This window comes from Saccharopolyspora sp. 6V (assembly GCF_020176785.1).
GTDB lineage: Bacteria > Actinomycetota > Actinomycetes > Mycobacteriales > Pseudonocardiaceae > Saccharopolyspora_C > Saccharopolyspora_C gregorii.
This window is the reverse complement of sequence record NZ_JAIUKB010000089.1, coordinates 39,487-58,422: the sequence shown is the minus strand read 5'-3', so window position 1 is coordinate 58,422 and position 18,936 is coordinate 39,487. Positions and strand designations below refer to the sequence as shown.

Annotated in this window: 14 protein-coding genes; 6 read left to right on the top strand and 8 right to left on the bottom strand. The window is 73.2% G+C overall.

Annotation, left to right across the window (positions count from 1 at the left end; translation table 11 throughout):
• Nucleotides 1-101: 101 nt before the first annotated feature.
• Nucleotides 102-1,307 carry a GH25 family lysozyme gene (locus LCD35_RS18055; protein ID WP_225044503.1) on the bottom strand — a complete coding sequence of 402 codons (1,206 nt, stop codon included), beginning with the start codon at nucleotides 1,305-1,307 and terminating at the stop codon, nucleotides 102-104.
• Between the two features lie 236 nt (nucleotides 1,308-1,543).
• Complete coding sequence (locus LCD35_RS18050; protein WP_224978043.1) at nucleotides 1,544-3,862, bottom strand: AAA family ATPase; 2,319 nt, start codon at nucleotides 3,860-3,862, stop codon at nucleotides 1,544-1,546.
• Between the two features lie 186 nt (nucleotides 3,863-4,048).
• Between LCD35_RS18050 and LCD35_RS18045 the strand changes: the two genes are divergently transcribed.
• A complete protein-coding gene (locus LCD35_RS18045; protein ID WP_374108102.1) occupies nucleotides 4,049-6,427 on the top strand; it encodes a Tex family protein in 2,379 nt (792 codons plus the stop codon).
• 153 nt (nucleotides 6,428-6,580) lie between these two features.
• On the opposite strand, the gene LCD35_RS18040 is transcribed toward LCD35_RS18045, so the two are convergent.
• The 4 genes from LCD35_RS18040 to LCD35_RS18025 all read right to left on the bottom strand — a co-directional run bounded on the left by LCD35_RS18040 (nucleotide 6,581) and on the right by LCD35_RS18025 (nucleotide 10,473).
• Nucleotides 6,581-7,330: a MerR family transcriptional regulator gene (locus LCD35_RS18040; RefSeq protein WP_224956498.1), complete on the bottom strand. Its 750-nt coding sequence runs from the start codon at nucleotides 7,328-7,330 to the stop codon at nucleotides 6,581-6,583.
• 110 nt (nucleotides 7,331-7,440) lie between these two features.
• Complete coding sequence (locus LCD35_RS18035; RefSeq protein ID WP_224956528.1) at nucleotides 7,441-8,949, bottom strand: tripartite tricarboxylate transporter permease; 1,509 nt, start codon at nucleotides 8,947-8,949, stop codon at nucleotides 7,441-7,443.
• A gap of 25 nt (nucleotides 8,950-8,974) precedes the next feature.
• Complete coding sequence (locus LCD35_RS18030) at nucleotides 8,975-9,490, bottom strand: tripartite tricarboxylate transporter TctB family protein (protein WP_224956499.1); 516 nt, start codon at nucleotides 9,488-9,490, stop codon at nucleotides 8,975-8,977.
• The gene (locus tag LCD35_RS18025; RefSeq protein ID WP_224978041.1) at nucleotides 9,487-10,473 is read right to left on the bottom strand and encodes a tripartite tricarboxylate transporter substrate binding protein; all 987 of its coding nucleotides are present in this window, start codon (nucleotides 10,471-10,473) and stop codon (nucleotides 9,487-9,489) included. The genes LCD35_RS18030 and LCD35_RS18025 overlap by 4 nt, the downstream gene beginning before the upstream one ends.
• A gap of 195 nt (nucleotides 10,474-10,668) precedes the next feature.
• Between LCD35_RS18025 and LCD35_RS18020 the strand changes: the two genes are divergently transcribed.
• From LCD35_RS18020 to LCD35_RS18005, 4 genes are all read left to right on the top strand, one after another.
• The gene (locus tag LCD35_RS18020) at nucleotides 10,669-12,240 is read left to right on the top strand and encodes an ATP-binding protein (protein WP_224956502.1); all 1,572 of its coding nucleotides are present in this window, start codon (nucleotides 10,669-10,671) and stop codon (nucleotides 12,238-12,240) included.
• Nucleotides 12,237-12,926, top strand: a complete 690-nt coding sequence (locus LCD35_RS18015; protein WP_224956503.1) for a response regulator — start codon at nucleotides 12,237-12,239, stop codon at nucleotides 12,924-12,926. The genes LCD35_RS18020 and LCD35_RS18015 overlap by 4 nt, the downstream gene beginning before the upstream one ends.
• 215 nt (nucleotides 12,927-13,141) lie before the next feature.
• Nucleotides 13,142-13,783 (top strand): DUF6084 family protein, encoded by a 642-nt coding sequence (locus tag LCD35_RS18010; protein WP_225044501.1) that lies wholly within the window; start codon nucleotides 13,142-13,144, stop codon nucleotides 13,781-13,783.
• A 41-nt stretch (nucleotides 13,784-13,824) separates the two neighbouring features.
• Nucleotides 13,825-14,676: an AIR synthase-related protein gene (locus LCD35_RS18005; protein WP_225044500.1), complete on the top strand. Its 852-nt coding sequence runs from the start codon at nucleotides 13,825-13,827 to the stop codon at nucleotides 14,674-14,676.
• A gap of 129 nt (nucleotides 14,677-14,805) precedes the next feature.
• Here LCD35_RS18005 and LCD35_RS18000 read toward each other — a convergent pair whose 3' ends face one another.
• Nucleotides 14,806-15,690 (bottom strand): LLM class F420-dependent oxidoreductase, encoded by an 885-nt coding sequence (locus tag LCD35_RS18000; protein WP_224956506.1) that lies wholly within the window; start codon nucleotides 15,688-15,690, stop codon nucleotides 14,806-14,808.
• A gap of 334 nt (nucleotides 15,691-16,024) precedes the next feature.
• On the opposite strand from LCD35_RS18000, the gene LCD35_RS17995 reads away from it, so the two are divergent.
• Nucleotides 16,025-17,152: an acyltransferase gene (locus tag LCD35_RS17995; protein ID WP_224956507.1), complete on the top strand. Its 1,128-nt coding sequence runs from the start codon at nucleotides 16,025-16,027 to the stop codon at nucleotides 17,150-17,152.
• 315 nt (nucleotides 17,153-17,467) lie between these two features.
• Here the strand turns inward: LCD35_RS17995 and LCD35_RS17990 are convergent, their stop codons facing one another.
• Complete coding sequence (locus LCD35_RS17990) at nucleotides 17,468-18,853, bottom strand: S28 family serine protease (protein ID WP_225044499.1); 1,386 nt, start codon at nucleotides 18,851-18,853, stop codon at nucleotides 17,468-17,470.
• Between the last annotated feature and the right edge of the window lie 83 nt (nucleotides 18,854-18,936).

Below are 18,936 nucleotides of genomic sequence, written 5' to 3'. Positions count from 1 at the left end.
TTTTTACACCACCACGCGGCCATCCCCCATGTCTTTGGGTCTCGTGGGCTCGGAGATGTTTATAAGAGACTGGTTCGGGAGAACGGCCCGCGCCCGGGGGATCAGTCCTCGGCCAGCTTCTTCAGGTCGCCGACGCTGCCCTGGAAGTGGTTCTGGTCGACCGAGCCGTTCACGCCGGAGACGCTGCCGTCCTCGGTGTACTGCCAGAAGTTCCAGTCCTTGAAGCCCTTGGGCACGGTGGGCTCGTCGACGCCGTAGGAGGCGAGCCACAGCGGGTGGTCCGAGTAGCTGTCGGTGCCGCCCATGCACTCGTTCCAGAACGAGGGGTTGGCGTAGATGATCGGGTCGGTCCCGGTCTCGGCCTTCACCTTGCCCGTGAAGGTGTCGGTCCACTCGTGCATCTCCGGCACGGACAGGCCGTAGCAGCCACCACCGGACGGGTCGACCTCCAGGTCGAGCACCGGGGGCAGGCTCTTGCCGTCCCGCTGGTAGTCGGCCACCTTCAGCAGCTTGTCGGCCTGCGCCTCGGCGGACTCGTCGGGGCGGGCGAAGTGGTACGGCGCGGCCAGCAGGCCGGCGTCCTTCGCGCCGTGGTACTGCTCGGCGTACTTCGGGCTGGTGAAGTCGGTGCCGTCGGTGGCGAGCACGAACGTGAAGTTCTGCCCGGACGCGGCGACCTTCTTCCAGTCCACGGATCCGTTGTGGTTCGAGACGTCGATGCCCTTGGCGGGCGGGCCGGGCACCGGGCCCGAGTCCTCGTCGGAGTCGTCGTCGGGGGTCTCGTCGAACAGGTCCGCCGGGTTCTGACCGGCCTGGTTCGAGGACGCGGGGATGTCGTCCACGTGCGCGGCGGCGCGGACGTCGTCGTGCGTACCGGTGCTCACGCTGAGCACCGCGACGCCCACCACGCCCAGCGCGGCGAGTCCGGCACCGGCCTTCATGGCCCGCAGCCGCGGCTGCTGGGTGCGGTGCTGCCCGCCGTGGCCCTGCTCGCGGAACTTCGCGGCGGCGCGGTCGGCCCAGGGTCCGACGGTCTGCTCGACGCGGCGACCGGCGGTGGAGTTCCGCGCCTTGCTCAGCAGCGGCAGCACCGCCAGCCACAGCCGGCGCAGCAGCGGCAGGATCTTCTGCCAGACCTGGTGGGCGTAGGGCCGCACCCGGTCCACACCGGAACGCACCGCGCGGTCGGCGCCCAATGCCGTGTCCCGCCATGCGTTGCTGTTCGCCGAAGCGGCCCGCGTCGTCTCGGGGGTCTGGTTCTCGGGGGTCGGGGTCTCGGGGTTCTCGTGTCGATCGGGGGGTGTCACGTGGACCCACACTCCGGAACGGAGCGTGTACGTGCATCGCGGTTTCTACGTAGGGAGGTACCTGGTTCCGGCTCTTCAGGCCACCGCCACCCCGGCGGTCCGTCACCCACGGTGCAAATTCCCGGGCGATCCGGAGAGGTGGCTCACTTCCGGGGGAACTCGGCGAGCCGCTCCGGAGGGCCACCGGACCGTACGATCGACCGGCGCGCCATCACCCTATCGGACGACCCCGATCGTTACGCGGAGCGCCGCCGGACCCAGCCGGCGAGCTCGTCCCGGTCGGCGAAGCCGAGCTGCTCCAGCACCTGCTCGGCCTCCACCTCCCCGGCCAGCGGTTCGACGCCGAGCCGCTCGGCGATCTCCGCCGCGGTCATCCCGGCCGCGAGCAGCACCGCCGTCTCCACCTCCCGCGGCGACAGCTCGGCCACCCCCGCGCCGAACGGCACCTCGGGCGGGGAGCCGCCTTCGCCGAGCGCGTAGGCGACCATCTCCGGCAGCTCCCACCCGGCGCCCTCGCGGGTGGCGGCCCGGAACTCCTCCTCGCCGAGCACCTGCCACGCCCACGCCATCGCCACCGCGTCGTAGTCGTCGAAGTACACCGAGTCGCCCATCTCGCCGCCGTTGGCCTTGCGCAGCGCCTCCGAGGCCCCCATCAGCCGCGCCGCCCGCCGCGGCTGGCCGGTGGAGGTGGCGCACCAGGACAGCACCTCCAGGTACACGCCGAGGCCGGCCAGGTCGTGGGCCAGCTGCTGCAACCGGATCGCCTGCTGGATCAGCAGCGACGCCTCCCGCGGGTCGCCGCCGCGCCAGCGGTGCAGGGACACCACCCACAGCACGTAGCTCTTGGTCCACGGCGCCCCGAACGTCTCGCACAGCCGCAGGCACTCGGCGGCCGATTCGGCGCCGCGCGGGTCGTGCCGGTAGAACCCGAGGCAGGCCAGCAGGATCATCGCGTTGGTGTAGCCGAACAGGTTCCCGGTGGCGGTGTTGCCGATCGCGGCGCGCTCCAGGTAGCCGGCCGCCTCGTCCAGCCGCCCGCGGAGCATCACCACCATGCCCCGGGTGCCGTCCACCCTCGCCTGCAGCCCGCGGTCCCCGATCCGCTCGGCGATCTCGACGGCCTCGGCCAGCGCGGTCTCCGCCGCGTCGAGGTCACCCACGTGCAGCGCGAGGAACGCCAGCGTGGACAGGCAGTCGGCGCGTTCGGCGACGGGCTCGGGCACCGCCGCCACCGAGCTCCGCAGCCACTCGTACCCCTCCCGCAACGCGTTGCCGGAGAACCAGAACGACCACAGCTTCGCCGCGGTCGCCGCCGCCACCCGCGCCCGCTCCGGGTCGGCGAGGTCGTGTTCCAGGACCAGCCGCAGGTTCGGGTGCACGTGGATCATGTGGTGGATCCACTCCAGCTGGCGCGGCCCGAACACCTCGTTGCTGTAGCGGTCGGCGAGCCGGTGGAAGCAGACGGCGTGCCGGGCGCGGACGGCGGCCTCCTCGCCGGTGTCGTGCAGCCGGGACAGGCCGAACTCCCGGATGCTGTCGAACATGCGGTAGTAGTCGGTGCGCGCCATCTCGTCGTGCTCGCGCACCACCACCGATTTGGACACCAGCACGTCCAGCGCCTCGTCCACGTCGGTCGCGGTGAGCCGTTCGTCGCAGCACACTTCCCGGACGGCGGCCGCGTCCCACTCGCCGACGAAGCAGGACAACCGCGCCCACAGCAGCTGCTCGCCCGGGGTGCACAACCCGAAGCTCCAGCCGATGGACTCCTCCAGCGCCTCGTCCCTGGAAGGCTGGTCCCCGCTGGTGAGCAGGGCGAACCGGTCGTCGAGCCGGTCCAGCACCTCCTCGGGCGTGGATTCGCCGAGCTGGGCGGCGGCGAGTTCGATGGCCAGCGGCATCCCGTCCAGCCTGCGGCAGATCCGCACCACCGCGTCCCGGTTCCCCTCGTCGAGGCGGAAGCCGGGAACGACGGCGGCGGCCCGGTCGGTGAACAGGCTGACCGCGTCGGCGAACACGTCGCCGTAGGCGCGGTCGGGCGCGTCGGTCTCGGCGGGCAGCGACAGCGGCGCCACCGGGAGCACCAGCTCCCCCGCCACGCCCAGCGCCTGCCTGCTGGTGGCCAGCACGTGCACGTGCTCGTGCTCGGTGAGCAGCTCGCGCGCCAGCCGGGCGGCCGCGCCGAGCACGTGGTCGCAGTCGTCGAGAATGATCAGCACCCGTTCGCCGCGGAGCCGGGACACCAGGCCCTCGGCGGGGTTGCCGGGGCCGGGCCTGCCGCCGAGCGCGGCGGCGACGGTCTGCGGCAGCAGGGCCGGGTCCTGCACGTCGGAGAGCCCGACCAGCACCACCCCGTCCGGGTAGGCCCGGCGCAGCTTGCGCGCCAGGCGCAGCGCCAGCCTGCTCTTGCCGACCCCGGCCGGTCCGGTGAGCGTGAGCAGCCGTCCCGAGTACATCTGCCTGCGAGCCTCGGCGAGCTCCCGGCGCCTGCCGATGAAGCTCGTCGTCTCGGGAGGCAGCCTGCCCCGGGAGCCACGCGTGACGTCCGCAGCTTCCACGTGCCCACCTCCCGCGCCGAGCGTATGCCCCCGCGGCCCACCGCACCGGGTGCGGAACCGCAGGCCACGGGCCGTGCCGACACGCCGACGCGCGCACCGGGCGGGCTTGATCGGGACGTCGGGCAGAATGCACGGACGGTTCTGGGCGGAGATCAGGAGAGGTGTCGGGACATCGTGACGACGGCTGTGCATCAGAGGATCGCCGAGGAGCTCGGCGTGCGGGAGCGGCAGGTCGAGGCCGCCGTCGGCCTGCTCGACGGCGGCGCCACGGTGCCGTTCGTCGCGCGGTACCGCAAGGAGGCCACCGACGGGCTCGACGACGCGCAGCTGCGCACCCTGGAGGAGCGGCTGCGCTACCTGCGCGAGCTGGAGGAGCGGCGCAGCACGGTGCTGGAGTCGATCCGCTCGCAGGGCAAGCTCGACGCCGAGCTGGAGGCCCGCATCAACGCGGCCGACTCGAAGGCCCGCCTGGAGGACATCTACCTGCCGTACAAGCCGAAGCGGCGCACCAAGGGCCAGATCGCGCGGGAGGCCGGGCTCGAACCGCTCGCCGACCTGCTGCTGTCGGACCCCGAGCAGGACCCGCAGGCCCGCGCCGCCGAGTACGTCGACGCCGACAAGGGCGTGGCCGACGCGGGCGCGGCGCTGGAGGGCGCCCGGTCGATCCTCGTGGAGCGCTTCTCCGAGGACGCCGACCTGGTGGGCGAGCTGCGCGAACGCATGTGGACCCACGGCCGGGTGACATCGCGGGTGCGCGAGGGCAAGCAGGACGAGGGCGCGAAGTTCGCCGACTACTTCGAGTTCGACGAGCCGTTCGAGCAGCTGCCCTCGCACCGCATCCTGGCGCTGTTCCGCGGGGAGAAGGAAGAGGTCCTGGACCTCGGCCTGGAACCCGACGACGGCAGCGAGCAGGAGGGCCCCACCCCGTACGAGCGGGAGATCGCGCGGCGCTTCGAGATCTCCGACCTGGGCAGGCCCGCCGACCGCTGGCTCGGCGAGGTGGTCCGCTGGGCGTGGCGCACCCGCATCCTGACCCACCTGGGCATCGACCTGCGGCTGCGGCTGCGGCAGGCCGCCGAGGACGAGGCGGTGCGGGTGTTCGCGGCGAACCTGCGGGACCTGCTGCTGGCCGCCCCGGCGGGCACCCGCGCCACGATGGGCCTGGACCCGGGCTTCCGCACCGGGGTGAAGGTCGCCGTGGTCGACGGCACCGGCAAGCTGGTGGCCACCGACACCATCTACCCGCACCAGCCGCAGCAGCGCTGGGACCAGGCGCTGGCCTCGCTGGAGAAGCTGGTCCGGGCGCACGGCGTGGACCTGATCGCCATCGGCAACGGCACCGCCTCCCGGGAGACCGACCGGCTCGCCGCCGATCTGATCAAGCGGCACCCGGACCTGGGGCTGACGAAGATCTCGGTGTCCGAGGCCGGCGCCTCGGTGTACTCGGCGTCCGCCTACGCGTCCCGGGAGCTGCCGGAGCTGGACGTGTCGCTGCGCGGCGCGGTGTCCATCGCGCGCCGGTTGCAGGACCCGCTGGCCGAGCTGGTCAAGATCGACCCGAAGTCGATCGGCGTCGGGCAGTACCAGCACGACATCACCGAGACGAAGCTGTCCCGCTCGCTGGACGCGGTGGTGGAGGACTGCGTGAACGCGGTGGGCGTGGACGTGAACACCGCATCGGTGCCGCTGCTGACCCGCGTGTCCGGCATCGGCGAGGGCCTCGCCGAGAACATCGTGGCGCACCGCGACGGAAACGGGCCGTTCCGCTCCCGCAAGGGCCTCAAGGACGTGGCGCGGCTCGGGCCGAAGGCGTTCGAGCAGTGCGCGGGCTTCCTGCGCATCCCCGACGGCGACGACCCGCTGGACTCCTCCAGCGTGCACCCCGAGTCCTACCCGGTGGTGCGGCGCATCCTGGAATCGACCGGGGCCGAGCTGGGCGCGCTGATCGGCAACGAGCGGGTGCTGCGCGGCATCAAGCCCGCCGACTTCGTCGACGACTCGGTGGGGTTGCCGACGGTCACCGACATCCTCTCCGAGCTGGAGAAGCCGGGGCGCGACCCGCGGCCGACGTTCAAGACGGCGACCTTCGCCGACGGCGTGGAGAAGATCGGTGACCTGCAGCCGGGGATGCGGCTGGAGGGCGTCGTGACGAACGTGGCCGCGTTCGGCGCGTTCGTGGACGTCGGGGTTCACCAGGACGGCCTGGTGCACGTCTCGGCGATGTCGAAGAACTTCGTCAACGACCCGCACGACGTGGTGAAGTCCGGCGACGTGGTGAAAGTGAAGGTCCTCGACGTGGACGTCCCGCGGAAGCGGATCTCGTTGACGCTGCGGCTGGACGACGAGGTCGGCGCCGAGCGCGGTCAGAGCTCCGGCGGCCAGAGCTCCGGCGAGCGCCGCGGCGGTCGCCCCGGTGGTGGCGGCGGGAACGGCCGTGGTGGCGGTAACGGTGGCGGCGGGAACGGCCGTGGCGGCAAGGGCGGCGGTCAGCGCAAGCGCGACTCCGCTCCCGCGGGCGGGGCGATGGCGGACGCGCTGCGCCGCGCCGGCTTCAACAACCGCTGAGCGGGTTCGCGAGCACCGCGCGGCGCTCCACCCCGGAGTGCCGCGCGGTCCGCGCGACCGTTCCTCGTCAGCGGCGGAACCGCTGCGCCGCCGACCGGGTTCGCAGGCCGACCACCGGCGGGTTCTCAGCCGTGCCCCCGCGAGGACGGCGGATCACCCTGCGGCGCCGGGGTCCTCCTCGTCCCGCAGCAGGGCGACGAGCCGGTCGCCGAGGATGTCGGGGATGACGCGTTCCGCGGACCGGGCCGCCGCCGCGTTCAGCGCGGACATCGCCAGCGGCCGCAGCCGCCGCACCACCTCGGTGTAGCGCTGCACCTCCGAGTCGTCCCAGGCGGTGTCCGCGGGGGCGAGGACGTGGGTGCGCACCAGCGACACCAGCGCCTCGGAGACGTGGTCCACATCGGACTGCAGCTGCTCGGCGAGTTCGAGGACCTCGGCGAGCGGCACTCCGAGCCGCACCAGTTCGCTGCCCGCGTCGAGCAGCTGCGGGCTGGGCGCGACGAACCGGGCACCCCACCGCTCCAGCAGGCCCAGCTCGATGGCCCGGCGGATGTTCTGCTGGTTGAGCTGGCCGCGGAACATCTCGCGCAGCTGCGACAGCGAGTAGACGCGCGGCGACTGCTCCGCCCACGACTCCCCCATGACCTCTTCGAGGCCGAGCACGTCGGCGAGGCTGCGCCCCGATTCCCACGCCGAGAGCATCTCGCGGATCTGCGCGAACGCGTAGCCGCGGCCCAGCATGTTGATGATCATCCGGAGGCGGACCAGGTGCGCGTCGGAGTAGATCGCCAGCCGCCCTTCGCGGCGGGGCGCGGGCAGCAGCTCCCGGTCCTGGTAGACCCGCACGTTGCGCACCGTGGTGCCCGCGGCGCGGGCCAGGTCGTCGATCCGGTATTCGGCCACCAGCCGGAGTGTAGTTCGTCCGATGATCGTTCGGGGGCGGGTGACGGAGGTCCGCGCGGCCGGGGGTGCGGCGCGGACCTCCGTCGGGAGCGGAGATCGTTCCGGGGTCGCTAGACCTCCGCCCGCTCCTCCTCCCGCTCGCCGCCCTGCTCAGCCACCTGGCGGCGGGGCAGGAAGCGGGCCAGCAGCGGCCACGCCAGGATCAGCAGGACCACGGCGTAGACCCCGATGGAGAACGGGGTGTTGATCAGACCGGTGACCTGACCGTCACTGATCTGCAACGCGCGCCGCATCTGCTGCTCGGCGGTCGGCCCCAGGATCACCGCGATGATCGCGGGCAGCACCGGCAGCCCGTAGCGGCGCATCGCGAACCCGATGAGCCCGATGATGAACAGCACCAGCAGGTCCAGCGAAGACCCACCGACGGCGTACGCCCCGATGCTGGCGAAGAACAGGATGCCCGCGTACAGGTAGGGCCGCGGGATCTGCAGCAGCTTCGCCCACACCGGTGCCAGCGGCAGGTTCAGCACCAGCAGCAGCACCGAGCCGATGAACATGCTGGCGATCAGCGCCCACACCAGGTCCGATTCGCGTTGGAACAGCAGCGGTCCCGGCTGGATGCCGTACTGCTGGAACGCGGCGAGCATGACCGCCGCGACCGCCGTGGTCGGCAGGCCCAGCGTCAGCATCGAGACCATGGTCCCGGCAGCGGAGGCGCTGGCCGTGGCCTCCGGCCCGGCGACACCTTCGATGGCGCCCTTGCCGAACTCGTGCCGGTTGCGGGACAACCGCTTCTCGGTGACGTAGGACAGGAAGGTGGGGATCTCCGCGCCACCGGCGGGGATCGCGCCGAACGGGAAGCCGATCAGCGGACCGCGCAGCCACGGCTTCCAGGAGCGCCGCAGGTCGTCCTTGCCGAGCCACGGCCGCCCCACCGGGATCGGCTTGCCGGAGGTGTGGCGCAGGTGCGCGGCAACCCACAGCGACTCGCCGATGGCGAACAACCCGACCGCGACGATGACCACGTCGATGCCGTCGGCCAGCGACAGCAGCCCGAAGGTGAGCCGCTGCTGCCCGGTCATCTCGTCCAGGCCGATCAGCCCGATGGTGAGACCGATCAGCAGCGAGGCGAACCCGCGGATCCGGGAGTTGCCCAGCACCGAGGTGACCGCGATGAACGCGAGCACCATCACCGCCAGGTAGTCCGGCGCACCGATGTTCACCGCCGCCGAGGCGACCGTCGGGGCCAGCAGGGTGAGCAGCGTGATGCCGATGACGGCGCCGATGAAGTGCCCGATGGCGGCGGCGGCCAGGGCTTGCGATCCGCGGCCCTTGCGGGCCATCGGGTTGCCCTCCATGGCGGCGACGACGGCGGCGCTCTCCCCCGGCGTGTTCAGCAGGATGGAGGTGGTGGAGCCGCCGAACATGCCGCCGAAGTAGATGCCGGCGAACATGATGAACGCCCCGGTCGGTTCCAGCGCGTAGGTGACGGGCAGCAGCAGCGCTACGGCCATCGCCGGGCCGATGCCGGGCAGCACGCCGATGGCGGTGCCCAGCAGCACGCCCAACGCGGCCCACACCAGGTTCATCGGCGTCAGCGCGGTCGCGAACCCCTGCATCAGCAGGTCGAACGAGGATTCCACTTCACAGCACCCCCATCAGCGGTCCGCCGGGCAGGGGCACACCGAGCAGCTGGTCGAACACGACGTAGGTGGCGACGGAGAGCACCGCGGAGATCAGCGGGTCGCGCACCGGGTTCCGGCTGCCCAGCGCGTACGCGGAGCCCCAGAACAGGATCATCCCGGACAGCGGGAATCCGATGATGTTGATCAGCACGGCGTTCGCGAGGAACGCCGCGGTCAGCAGCAGCACCGTGCGCCAGTCGCTGGGTGCGTCCAGGTCGACGTCCTCGCCCGCCTCCGCCGAGCCGCGTCCGCCGCGGAGCACGTCGCGGGCGAGCAGGGCGGCCACGACGAGCAGCAGCCCGCCGACGAGGAACGGCACCGTCTTCGGGCCGATCGGGCCGCGCTGGGTGAAGTCGGTGGCGATGGTGGCGGCGTCCACGAGCACGACGACGCCGAGCGCGGCCAGCAGCACGCAGATGCCGAGTTCGGAGTGGTCCTTGAGCCACTGCCTGCGGGAGGTTCCGGTGGTGTTCATGCCAGCCCCAACTCCTCCAGCACCGAGACCACGCGGTCGTTCTCCTGCTCCAGGAAGCGGCCGAACTCCGGGCCGGGCTGGAACGCGGGCGTCCAGCCGTTGCGGCGCATCGCCTCCTGCCACTCCGGCGATCCGTTGAGCCGGGTGAACAGGCCGACGAGCTTCGCTCGGTCCACTTCGGACAGCTCGGGCGGGGCGACGATGCCGCGCCAGTTGGTGAACAGCACGTCCAGCCCCGCTTCGCGCAGCGTCGGCGCGTCCACCCCGGGCAGCCGGTCCGGTCCGGTCACCGCGAGCACCCGCAGCTCCCCGGCCTCGACCTGGTCGCGGTACTCGCCGATCCCGGAGACGCCGAAGTCGACCTTGCCGCCGAGCACCGACGCCAGCAGTTCGCCACCGCCGTCGAACGGCACGTAGTTGACCTGCTTCGGGCTGAGCCCGATGGCCTTGGCGATGAGCATCGGCGCCAGGTGGTCGGGCCCGCCGGGCGAGGAACCGCCGCCGACGGGCGTCTGCCCCGGGTCGCGCTTCCAGTCCGCGACGAGCTGGTCGAACGTCCGGTACGGCGAATCCTTCGCGACGACGACCACTTCGGGTTCCTCGACGAGCTTCGCGACCGGGGTCGTGTCCTGCAGGGACACCGGCGAGTGGTTGGTGTAGACGCTGCCGACGACGCCGAGGCCCATGGACATGGCGAGCTTGCCGTTGCCCCGTTCGCCGACGACGCGGCCGAGGCCGACGGTGCCGCCCGCGCCGGGCAGGTTGAACACCTCGACGTTGCCGTTGAGCTTCGCGTCCTCCATCGCCTTCACGGCGGTGCGGGCGGTGATGTCGTAGCCGCCGCCCGGCGAGTTCGGCACCAGCATCCGCAGGCCGCGGATCTGCTGTTCGGTCTCATCGCCGGAACCGGTGCTCACCAGGGGTGGCACCAGCAGCACGAGCAGCAGGGATGCGGCCACGGACAGCGCGCTGCGCAGGCGCACGGGGATCCCGCCTCTCCGTTGTGGTGGGAAGTGACCCGGATCATGCTGCACGGCGGGGTGTGCGATGTCCTCCTTGCGAACCTAACGGTGGTTGTGTTCGTTGTGTCACCGTTCCGAAGCCACCCTTCCACCCGCCGACGCAGGTCAGCGGGTTAGCGTCGGTCGGACCACGCGACGCGGCGAGGGAGGTGGAGGATGCGCGGACCGCTTTCGCGCCAGCTCCTCGGCTGGCAGCTGGCGATCATCCTGGTGCTGCTGGCCTCGGTCGCGGTGTTCTCGGTGTCGCAGTCCAACGCCGCGTTCCGCGCCACCGAGGGCAGGCGGATGCTGTCGGTGGCCGAAGACCTCGCCGCGACCGGCGGGGTGCGGCTGAGCCTGCAGGACCCGGTGAACCGGGACGCGCTGCCGATCTTCGCGGAGAGCGCGCGCAGCCTCTCCGGCGCCGACCAGGTGATCATCACCGATGGCCGGGGCGTGGTGCTGACCTCACCGGATCCCGGGCAGCGCGGGCAACCGCTGCCGATGGGCGCGAGCACCGCGCTGCGCGGCCAGGCCTGGGTCGGGGACGTGCGCGGCGCCGACGGCGTCGACTCGCTGGTGGCGCACGTGCCGGTGATCGGCGACGACGCCCGCATCATCGGCGTGGTCGCGGCGGGACGCGAGACTCCCGACTTCTTCGCGGGCATCCGCCGCGCGCCCGGTGATCCGCTGGTGCTGCTGGCGTTCGCGACGTTCCTGGCCGTGGCCGGCTCGATCCTGCTGGCGCGGCGGGTGAAGCACCAGACGCTCGGCCTGGAACCGCAGGAGATCACGCGGCTGGTGGAGCACCGGGAGGCGATGTTGCACGGCATCCGGGAAGGCGTGCTGGGCGTGGACCAGCAGGACCGGATCACGCTGGTGAACGACCAGGCCCGCGAGCTGCTGTCGCTGCCCGCGGACTGCGTGGGCAGCCGGATCGACGCCCTGGATCTCAACGACCGGGCGCGGGACGTGCTCACCGGCCGCACCTCCGGCGTCGACCAGATCGTGCTGCGCCGCGGACGCGTGGTGGTGCTCAACCGCATGCCGATCTCCACGGTCGGCGCCGTGATCACCATGCGGGACCGGACGGAACTGGTGGACCTGCGGGAAGAACTGGCCGCGCACCGCACCACCACCGACACGCTGCGGGCGCAGGCGCACGAGTTCAGCAACCGGCTGCACACCATCTCCGGGCTGCTCGAACTCGGCGAGCACGAGGAACTGGCGCGGTTCGTGGACCGGATCAGCCACCGCCGCGGCCAGTGGCAGGCGGAGGTCTCCTCCCGCATCGCCGACCCGGCGACCGCGGCGCTGCTGATCGCGAAGGCCAGCCTCGCCGCCGAACGCGGGGTGGGCCTGCGGCTGAGCGAGGGCAGCGCGCTCGGCGAGCTCGACGAGCAGCTGTCCGCGGACGTCACCACGGTGCTGGGGAACCTGGTGGACAACGCGCTGGACGCGGTGGACGGCGCCTCCGGTGACGACCGGATCGAAGTGGACCTGCGGCACGCGGGCGACGTGGTGACGCTGGTCGTGCGGGACTCCGGCCCGGGAGTGGCGCCGGAGATCGTCGAGGAGGTCTTCCGGCACGGCTTCAGCACGAAGGCGGCCCGGGACGGCGACCGCGGGCTCGGCCTGGCGCTGACCCGGCGGATCTGCCGCCGCCGCGGCGGATCGGTGCAGGTCCGCAACGAGCACGGCGCCGTGTTCACCGCACGGCTGCCGCTGGACGCGGAGGTGACCAGGTGATCACGGTGCTGGTCGTCGACGACGACTTCATGGTCGCGAAGATCCACAGCGGTTACGTGGACCGCGTCCCCGGGTTCGAGGTGGTCGGCGTCGCGCACACCGGCGCGGAGGCGCTGCGCGAGGTGGAGCGGCTGCGACCCGACCTGGTGCTGCTGGACATCTACCTGCCGGACGTGGACGGGCTGAGCGTGCTGCGCTCGATGCGCACCGGGGCGCGGCCGTCGGCCGAGCCGGACGTGCTGGTGATCAGCGCGGCGCACGACCTGGACACGGTGCGCGGCGCGGTGCGCGGCGGGGCGCTGCACTACCTGATCAAACCGTTCAGCTTCGACGCGCTGCGCGAGCAGCTGGAGCACTTCCGGGCGCTGCACGACCGGCTCAGCGAACTGCCCGGGGACGCCCCCGCCGCGCAGCAGGACGTGGACCGGCTCTTCGGCGTCCCACCGCGGCCGGTGGTGACGCCGAAGGGGCTGGCGAGCGAAACGGCGGGGGTCGTGGAACGGGTGCTGCGCGAGGCAGCGGGCGGCGGCGAGGACCTGTCGGCGACCGAGTGCGCGGGGCTCGCCGAGCTGTCCCGGGTGTCGGCGCGCAAGTACCTGGAGCACTTCGTGGACACCGGGCGCGCCGAGGTGCGGCTGCGCTACGGCGGCACCGGCCGCCCGGAACGCCGCTACCGCTGGCTCTGATCCGGGCCGTCGTCCTGCTCGGCGGAGCCGACGGCGTGCGGGTGGCCGGCGCTCAACGACCGCCGGTGAGCGGGCCCGGGGGCCGCCGGTCCGCCCCGGCCGGGGTTCGCCCGGTGGCGGGGCCTGCGTTGCGGGTGGGTGCTCGGCGGCCGAGACTGCGGCGTGGTCGAGGCGCTGGGAGGTTGCGGGATGACGCTCACCGAGGCGGGCACGGCGTGACCGCGGTGTCCGAGGACCTGCCCGGCGCCACCGGGCCCGCCCCGGAACCCGCGTTCACCGTGGTCGCCGCCGAACCCGCCCGTTCCGGATCGGGCCCTGCGCTGCGGTTCCAGCTCGCCGTGGACGCGCCGCCGGAGGTCCGGGTCCGCTCGATCAGCCTGTCCGCGGCGGTGCGGATCGTCCCGGCCCGGCGCCGCTACGACACCGCGGAGGCGATCCGGCTGGCCGAGGTCTTCGGCACCCCCGACCAGTGGTCCACCACGATGCGCGCGCTGCCGTGGGGCCGGGTGAGCACCGTCGTCGGCCCGTTCCTCGGCAGCACCGGCGCCGGCCTGCCGGTGGCGTGCGCCGCGGATCCGGTGGCCGCCCAGTACTTCCACGCGGTGCGGGACGGGGAGGTGCCGCTGGAGTTCCGGTTCGGCGGGACGCTGTTCTACCTCGGCGCGGGCGGGACGCTGCACGCCGCCCGGCTGTCCCGGTCCGCGGTGGCCGCGTTCGCGCTGCCCGCCGCGCTGTGGCACGCCGCGGTCGCCGGGCCACCGCGGCGCAGGCTCTCCCGGACCCGCCTCGACGAGCACCGCCCGCGGCCGGAGCGCGGTGCGACGCTGGACGAGCTGCTCGGGCGGCCGGAGCGGTGAGCGGCCGCGGTGAACGCGTCCTCCCCCGGCGGGGTTCCGTGGTGTCCGGTCCGGCGCTCGCCGCGGCGGTGCTGCGCGCGGAGTTCGGCGGTGCGCCGCCCGCGCCGCCGTGCCGGGGGCCCGTGCTGGTCACCGATTCGTTCTCCTGCGCACCGCTGTTCTTCCCCGGCGGGAGCATCGGCGACCTGGCGGTCAACGGCACCGCGAACGGGCTCGCGGTCGCCGGTGCCGCACCCCGCTCGGTGTCGGCGCGGTTCGCGGTCGAGATGGGGTTTCCGGTCGCGGAGCTGCGGCGGGTGGCGCGGGCCGTGGTGGCGGCGGCCGCAGCGGCGGGCGTGCGGATCGCCGCCGGCGGGGCGTCGGTGGTCGAGCGCGGACGGGTCCACGGCTGCGCGATCGACACGACGGGGGTGGGCGCGACGGCCGGGGCCCACCGGCTCGGCGCCGCCCGTGCGCGGACCGGGGACGAGGTGCTGATCAGCGGGCCGGTCGGGGACCACGGGATCGGCGTCGCGCTCGGTGCAGGCGTCGTCTCGGACACCGCCCCGCTGCACGGGCTGGTCGCGGCGGTGCTGGCGGCGACCCCCGGCGTGCGGGTGCTGCGGGACGTGACCGGCGGCGGGGTGGCCGCCGCGCTGGACGAGATCGCGCGGGCCGCGGCCGTGCGGGTGCTGCTGGAGCGGGCCGCGGTGCCGGTGCGGCCGGAGGTGCGCCGGGCGGCGGAGCTGCTGGACACCGACCCGCTGCACGCGGCCTGCGCGGGTCGGCTCCTCGTCGTGGTCGATCCCCGCGAAGCCGCCGCGGCGCTCGCCGCCATGCGCGCGCACCCCCAGGGCCCGGCCGCCGCCCGCATCGGCCACCTCGCGGACCCCGCGACCGGACCGGCCGCCTGACCACCTCGGTTCCGGACCGGCGGCGCGGGCGCCGAGCCGCCGCTCGCGGAGGCGGGGTCCGCAGCGGGCGACCCCGCCCCGCGCGGCCCGGCGGGACGGCGGGGCGGCGGCTTGACGAGGCGGCGGGGCTCAGCCGAGGAGGACCGGGGCCAGCTCGCGCCACTGCTCCCGGGGCAGGACCGTCCCCCGGTCCAGCGGCGAACGTCCGGTGAGCACCTGCACGGCGACGTGGTCGGCCCCGGCGTCGTGGTGGGTGCGGACCCGGGCGGCGATGGCGTCGAGGTCGCCCCAGGCGACGAGGGCGTCGATGAGGCGGTCGCTGCCGCCGTCGCCGAAGTCCTCGCCGGTGTAGCCGAGGCGGCGCAGGTTGTTCAGGTAGTTCGGCAGCGCCAGGTAGGGCGCTGCCCCGGTGCGGGCGATCTCGCGCGCCTTCGCCGGATCGGTTTCGAGCACCACCTTCTGCTCGGGCGCGAGCAGCGGGCCGTCGCCGAGGACCTCGCGCGCCCACGCGGTGTGCTCGGGGGTCGTGAGGTACGGGTGCGCCCCGGCGGACCGCTCCCCGGCGAGCCGCAGCGCCTTCGGACCGAGCGCGGCCAGCACCCGGGCCTGCACGGGCAGCGGTTCGGGTGCGGCGTCGAGCTCGTCGACGAAGGAGCGCAGCTTGCTGAACGGCTTCGCGTAGGTCTGCCCGGTCCGCTCGACGATGGGGGCGTGGCTGGTGCCGAGCCCGACGAGCGCGCGACCGGGGGCGGCGCGGTCGACGCGCTGGTAGGCGGCGCCGATGTCGGCGGCCTCGTGGGTCCAGATGTTGGTGATGCCGGTGGCGACGACGAGCTTCTTGGTCCGCTCCAGCAGCCCCTGCACGAGCTGGAGGTCACCCGGGGCCATGCCGAGCCACAGCGTCCCGTACCCGAGCGCGTCCAGTTCGGCGACGGCTTCCCGGTGCTCCGCGTTCTCCAGGTCCCACGTCGGGGCCCCGGTCCACAAGCCGACCCGTCCTACGGCGATGGCCATCGTGCTCCTCCTCCAGCTCGGCGTTCCCCCGCCCCAACCACCCGTCGCGTGCGCTTGTTCCCAGTCCGGAACGGGCGAGCCCGATGCTCACCCGTTCCGGTCGGGTTCAGGCGGTCCTCCTCCTCGGCGTGCGGAGGTCGCGCGCGTCGTGTTCCGCTCACCGTCCGCCACCGTTCACCCGCTCGTGGGACGGGTGACGGGGTGCGGCCAGTCTCGGATCTCCCGCGCGCTGGAGGTCAACTTCCGCACGGGATGTCGCTGATCACTCCAACGGATGGCACTTGTCCTGCGGTTGGGTCACAACGGGCAAAACCGCGATTGGTAACGTGGCGCCGTGCCTGAAGGAACCACTGCGCCCGCACGAGCTCGCTCGGGCACGCGGAGCAACCGCAAGATCAGCTGGGATGTCGTGCGGGCCGGCTGCGTCGGGTTGGTCATGCTGTACCACGCGACGTTCCTGAGCGTGTTCCTGCATCCCGAGCTGATCCCGCGCAAGGTCGTCTTCCCGTACCAGGTCGGGGCGAGCCTGCTGCTGGTCATCTCCGCGTACTTCGCGTGCGTGACGATCGGCCGCGGAACCCTGCTGCGGTACTGGTGGGGCCGGATCGCGCGGTTGCTGCCGCCGTTCCTGGCCGCCGTCGTGCTGATCTACCTGGGGTTGCGGCTGCTGCCGATCGAGGGCTGGTTCGCGCCGACCGGCGAGGACCTGGCGGCGAACCTGCTGATGCTGTGGAACTGGCACCCCTCGGAGTACTTCTACATCGACGGCTCGCACTGGACGGTGCCGCTGCAGCTGATGGGCTTCAGCGCCGCCGCGATGCTGTACGCGAGCCGGTACGGGCACGGCCGCCGCCTGATCGCGGTGCTGTGGGCCGCGGTGCTCATCCCCGCCGCGCAGTGGCCGCTGCGCGTCTCCCAGCCGCCGGAGTGGTACCGGATGGTGGTGGACGGCTTCGGCATGCACCGCTGGCACCTGTTCGTGGTGGGCGTGGCGATCTGGATGTGGTCGACCAAGCGGATCCGCACCCCGCACTTCGCGCTGCTGCTGGCGGCCTGCATGCTCGGCCAGGCGCTGCACAACTACGCCGAGACCCCGGAGGGTCTGGTCGCGGACTGGGGCTCGACGGTGGCGGTGTGCGTGGGCATGGTGGCCGTGGCGCTGACCGCGCGCGGACCGGACTGGAACCGCGTGGTGCCGAAGTGGACGTGGCGGCCGATCCAGTGGTTCGCGGGCATCTCCTACGGCGTGTTCCTGATGCACCAGACCTTGGGCTACGTGGTGGCCCGGATGTTGCAGGACCTCGGGGTGGGGCCGACCTTGCAGACGCTGGCGTTCGTGGTGAACGGGGTGCTGCTGGGATGGGCGTTGACGAAGCTGGTGGAGCGGCCGACGCACAAGTGGCTGATGACCACCTACGACCGGCTCGCGTCGCGGCGCAGCTCCGCCAAGGCCGCCGCCTGAGCATCGCGCGCCGCGCACCCGGCGCGGCGCCTCCGTCCGGCTTCCCCGGCCCTCCCGGCGTCGCGATGCCGAGGGCCGGTGCCGCTTCCCCGTCCCCGCGTCGCGCACTCGCTGCCGGGTCCCGCCCGGCTTCCTCCGCGGCCCCCGGCTTCCCGGCGGCCCCCGGCGAGGCAGGCACCTGACGGCGACTCCCCCGCTGGAGCCGGGACCGGCCCGCCGCAGCACCACCTGACCGCGAGCACCGCGTCCGCGCAGCCGAACGGCCCACCACCCGGGGAGCCCGGGCCGGTGGGCCGTTCCAGCCGGTGCGACGGGTCAGGGCAGCATCGGCGGCGTGCGGGGGACGTCCGCCGCGCGGTCCAGCGCGGTGCGAACCTGCGCCGGCTGCTGGTCGACGCCCGCCCAGCGGCGGACCGTCGCCGCGGCCTCGGCGCGCTGCTGCGGGGGCAGGCCCTCGATCTTGGACCCGTGGTTGCCGCCCGGAACCAGGTAGCTGTAGGAGTCGCGGCTGCCCGGCCCGAGCTGGAACGGTTCCGCGCTCCACGGGTCGGCCTCGCCGTTGACGAACATCAGCTCGGAGCCCTGCGACGCGACCCACGCGGCGACGTCGGCCATCGCGCCCGGCCGGAACCGCATGTCGATCTCGCGCGGGACGAAGTTGCGCGGCTCCCCTATCGAGCGGTTGTGCAGCAGGTCGGCGAGCGGCTCGTCGGACACGTCGGGCCAGCCCAGCTGGGTGCCCGCCTGGTAGTAGTACGGCACGTACGGGTCGAGGCCCTGGTCGGTGTAGGAGAAGAAGTCGGAGGTCACCCCGAAGAACTCCCACAGGTCGTCGAGACTCGCGCCGGGCGCCGGGATCTGCGCGCAGTCCTGCTGTCCCCGGTACTGCCAGAACGCGAACGGCGCGTCGACGACCACGGCTTCCAGCGCCCGGTCCACGTCACCCATGATGCGGTCGAACGTGAACCCTCCCGCGGCCGCGGTGGCGGCGTACCGATCCCGCAGCTCGGTGCGCCGGGTCAGCGCGTCCCGCTGCACGGCCGTCAGCGCGGCGCGGCAGGACTCGTCGCCGACGTTCGCGAGGAACTCATCGTAGCGATCGTGCTCGTTGACGACGTCGTTCGGCGCCACGTACGCGATCGTCGCGTCCACGTCCTCCGGGTAGAACCGGCGGTGGTAGACGGCGGTCATGCCGCCCTTGCTGGCGCCGGTGGTGACCCAGCGGTCGGCGTAGACCGCGCGCAACGCCTCGATGACGCGGTGCTCGTCGGTGGCGGCCTGCCAGATGTTCAGGTCCGTCCAGTCCGGCTGGTCGGGGCGGGACGGGGTGAAGAAGCGGTGCTCCATCGCCACCTGGTTGCCGTCGAGCAGCCGGGTCGGCTCCGTGCGGCTCGCCTGCGCCGGCAGGTTGTAGCCGGTGGTGTAGAGGACCGTGGGCCGCGCGAGGTCGCGGTGCAGCAGCGTGAGGCGCTGCTGGAACTCCCCGGCCGCCGGGTCGCGGTGGTCGGCGGGCTGGGCGTAGGTGAGGTCGAACAGCCGGAACCCGGGTTCGGTGGGCCGTTCGCCGAGCACGGTGAGCCCGGGCACCGCCTCCAGCCGGCCGCGCAGCTCGTCGGCGGCGGGTTCCGCCGCCGCGATCGGTGTTCCCGCCAGCAGCACGCATCCCGCCGCGAGCACCGACAGCCAGCCCCGGATCCGCATCCGCGCCCCTCCCCCTGCTGATCACCGTCGGCGACCAACCTAGTGGGGATGGGGGCGGTGCGGTAGCCCCGCGCTCGCCGGGA

Coding starts and splice junctions, on each gene's coding strand:
- LCD35_RS18035 (WP_224956528.1), bottom strand. CDS start 8,949: ATGCAGGGGTTCGCGACCGCGCTGACGCCGATGAACCTGGTGTGGGCC.
- LCD35_RS18030 (WP_224956499.1), bottom strand. CDS start 9,490: ATGAACACCACCGGAACCTCCCGCAGGCAGTGGCTCAAGGACCACTCC.
- LCD35_RS18020 (WP_224956502.1), top strand. CDS start 10,669: ATGCGCGGACCGCTTTCGCGCCAGCTCCTCGGCTGGCAGCTGGCGATC.
- LCD35_RS18000 (WP_224956506.1), bottom strand. CDS start 15,690: ATGGCCATCGCCGTAGGACGGGTCGGCTTGTGGACCGGGGCCCCGACG.
- LCD35_RS17990 (WP_225044499.1), bottom strand. CDS start 18,853: ATGCGGATCCGGGGCTGGCTGTCGGTGCTCGCGGCGGGATGCGTGCTG.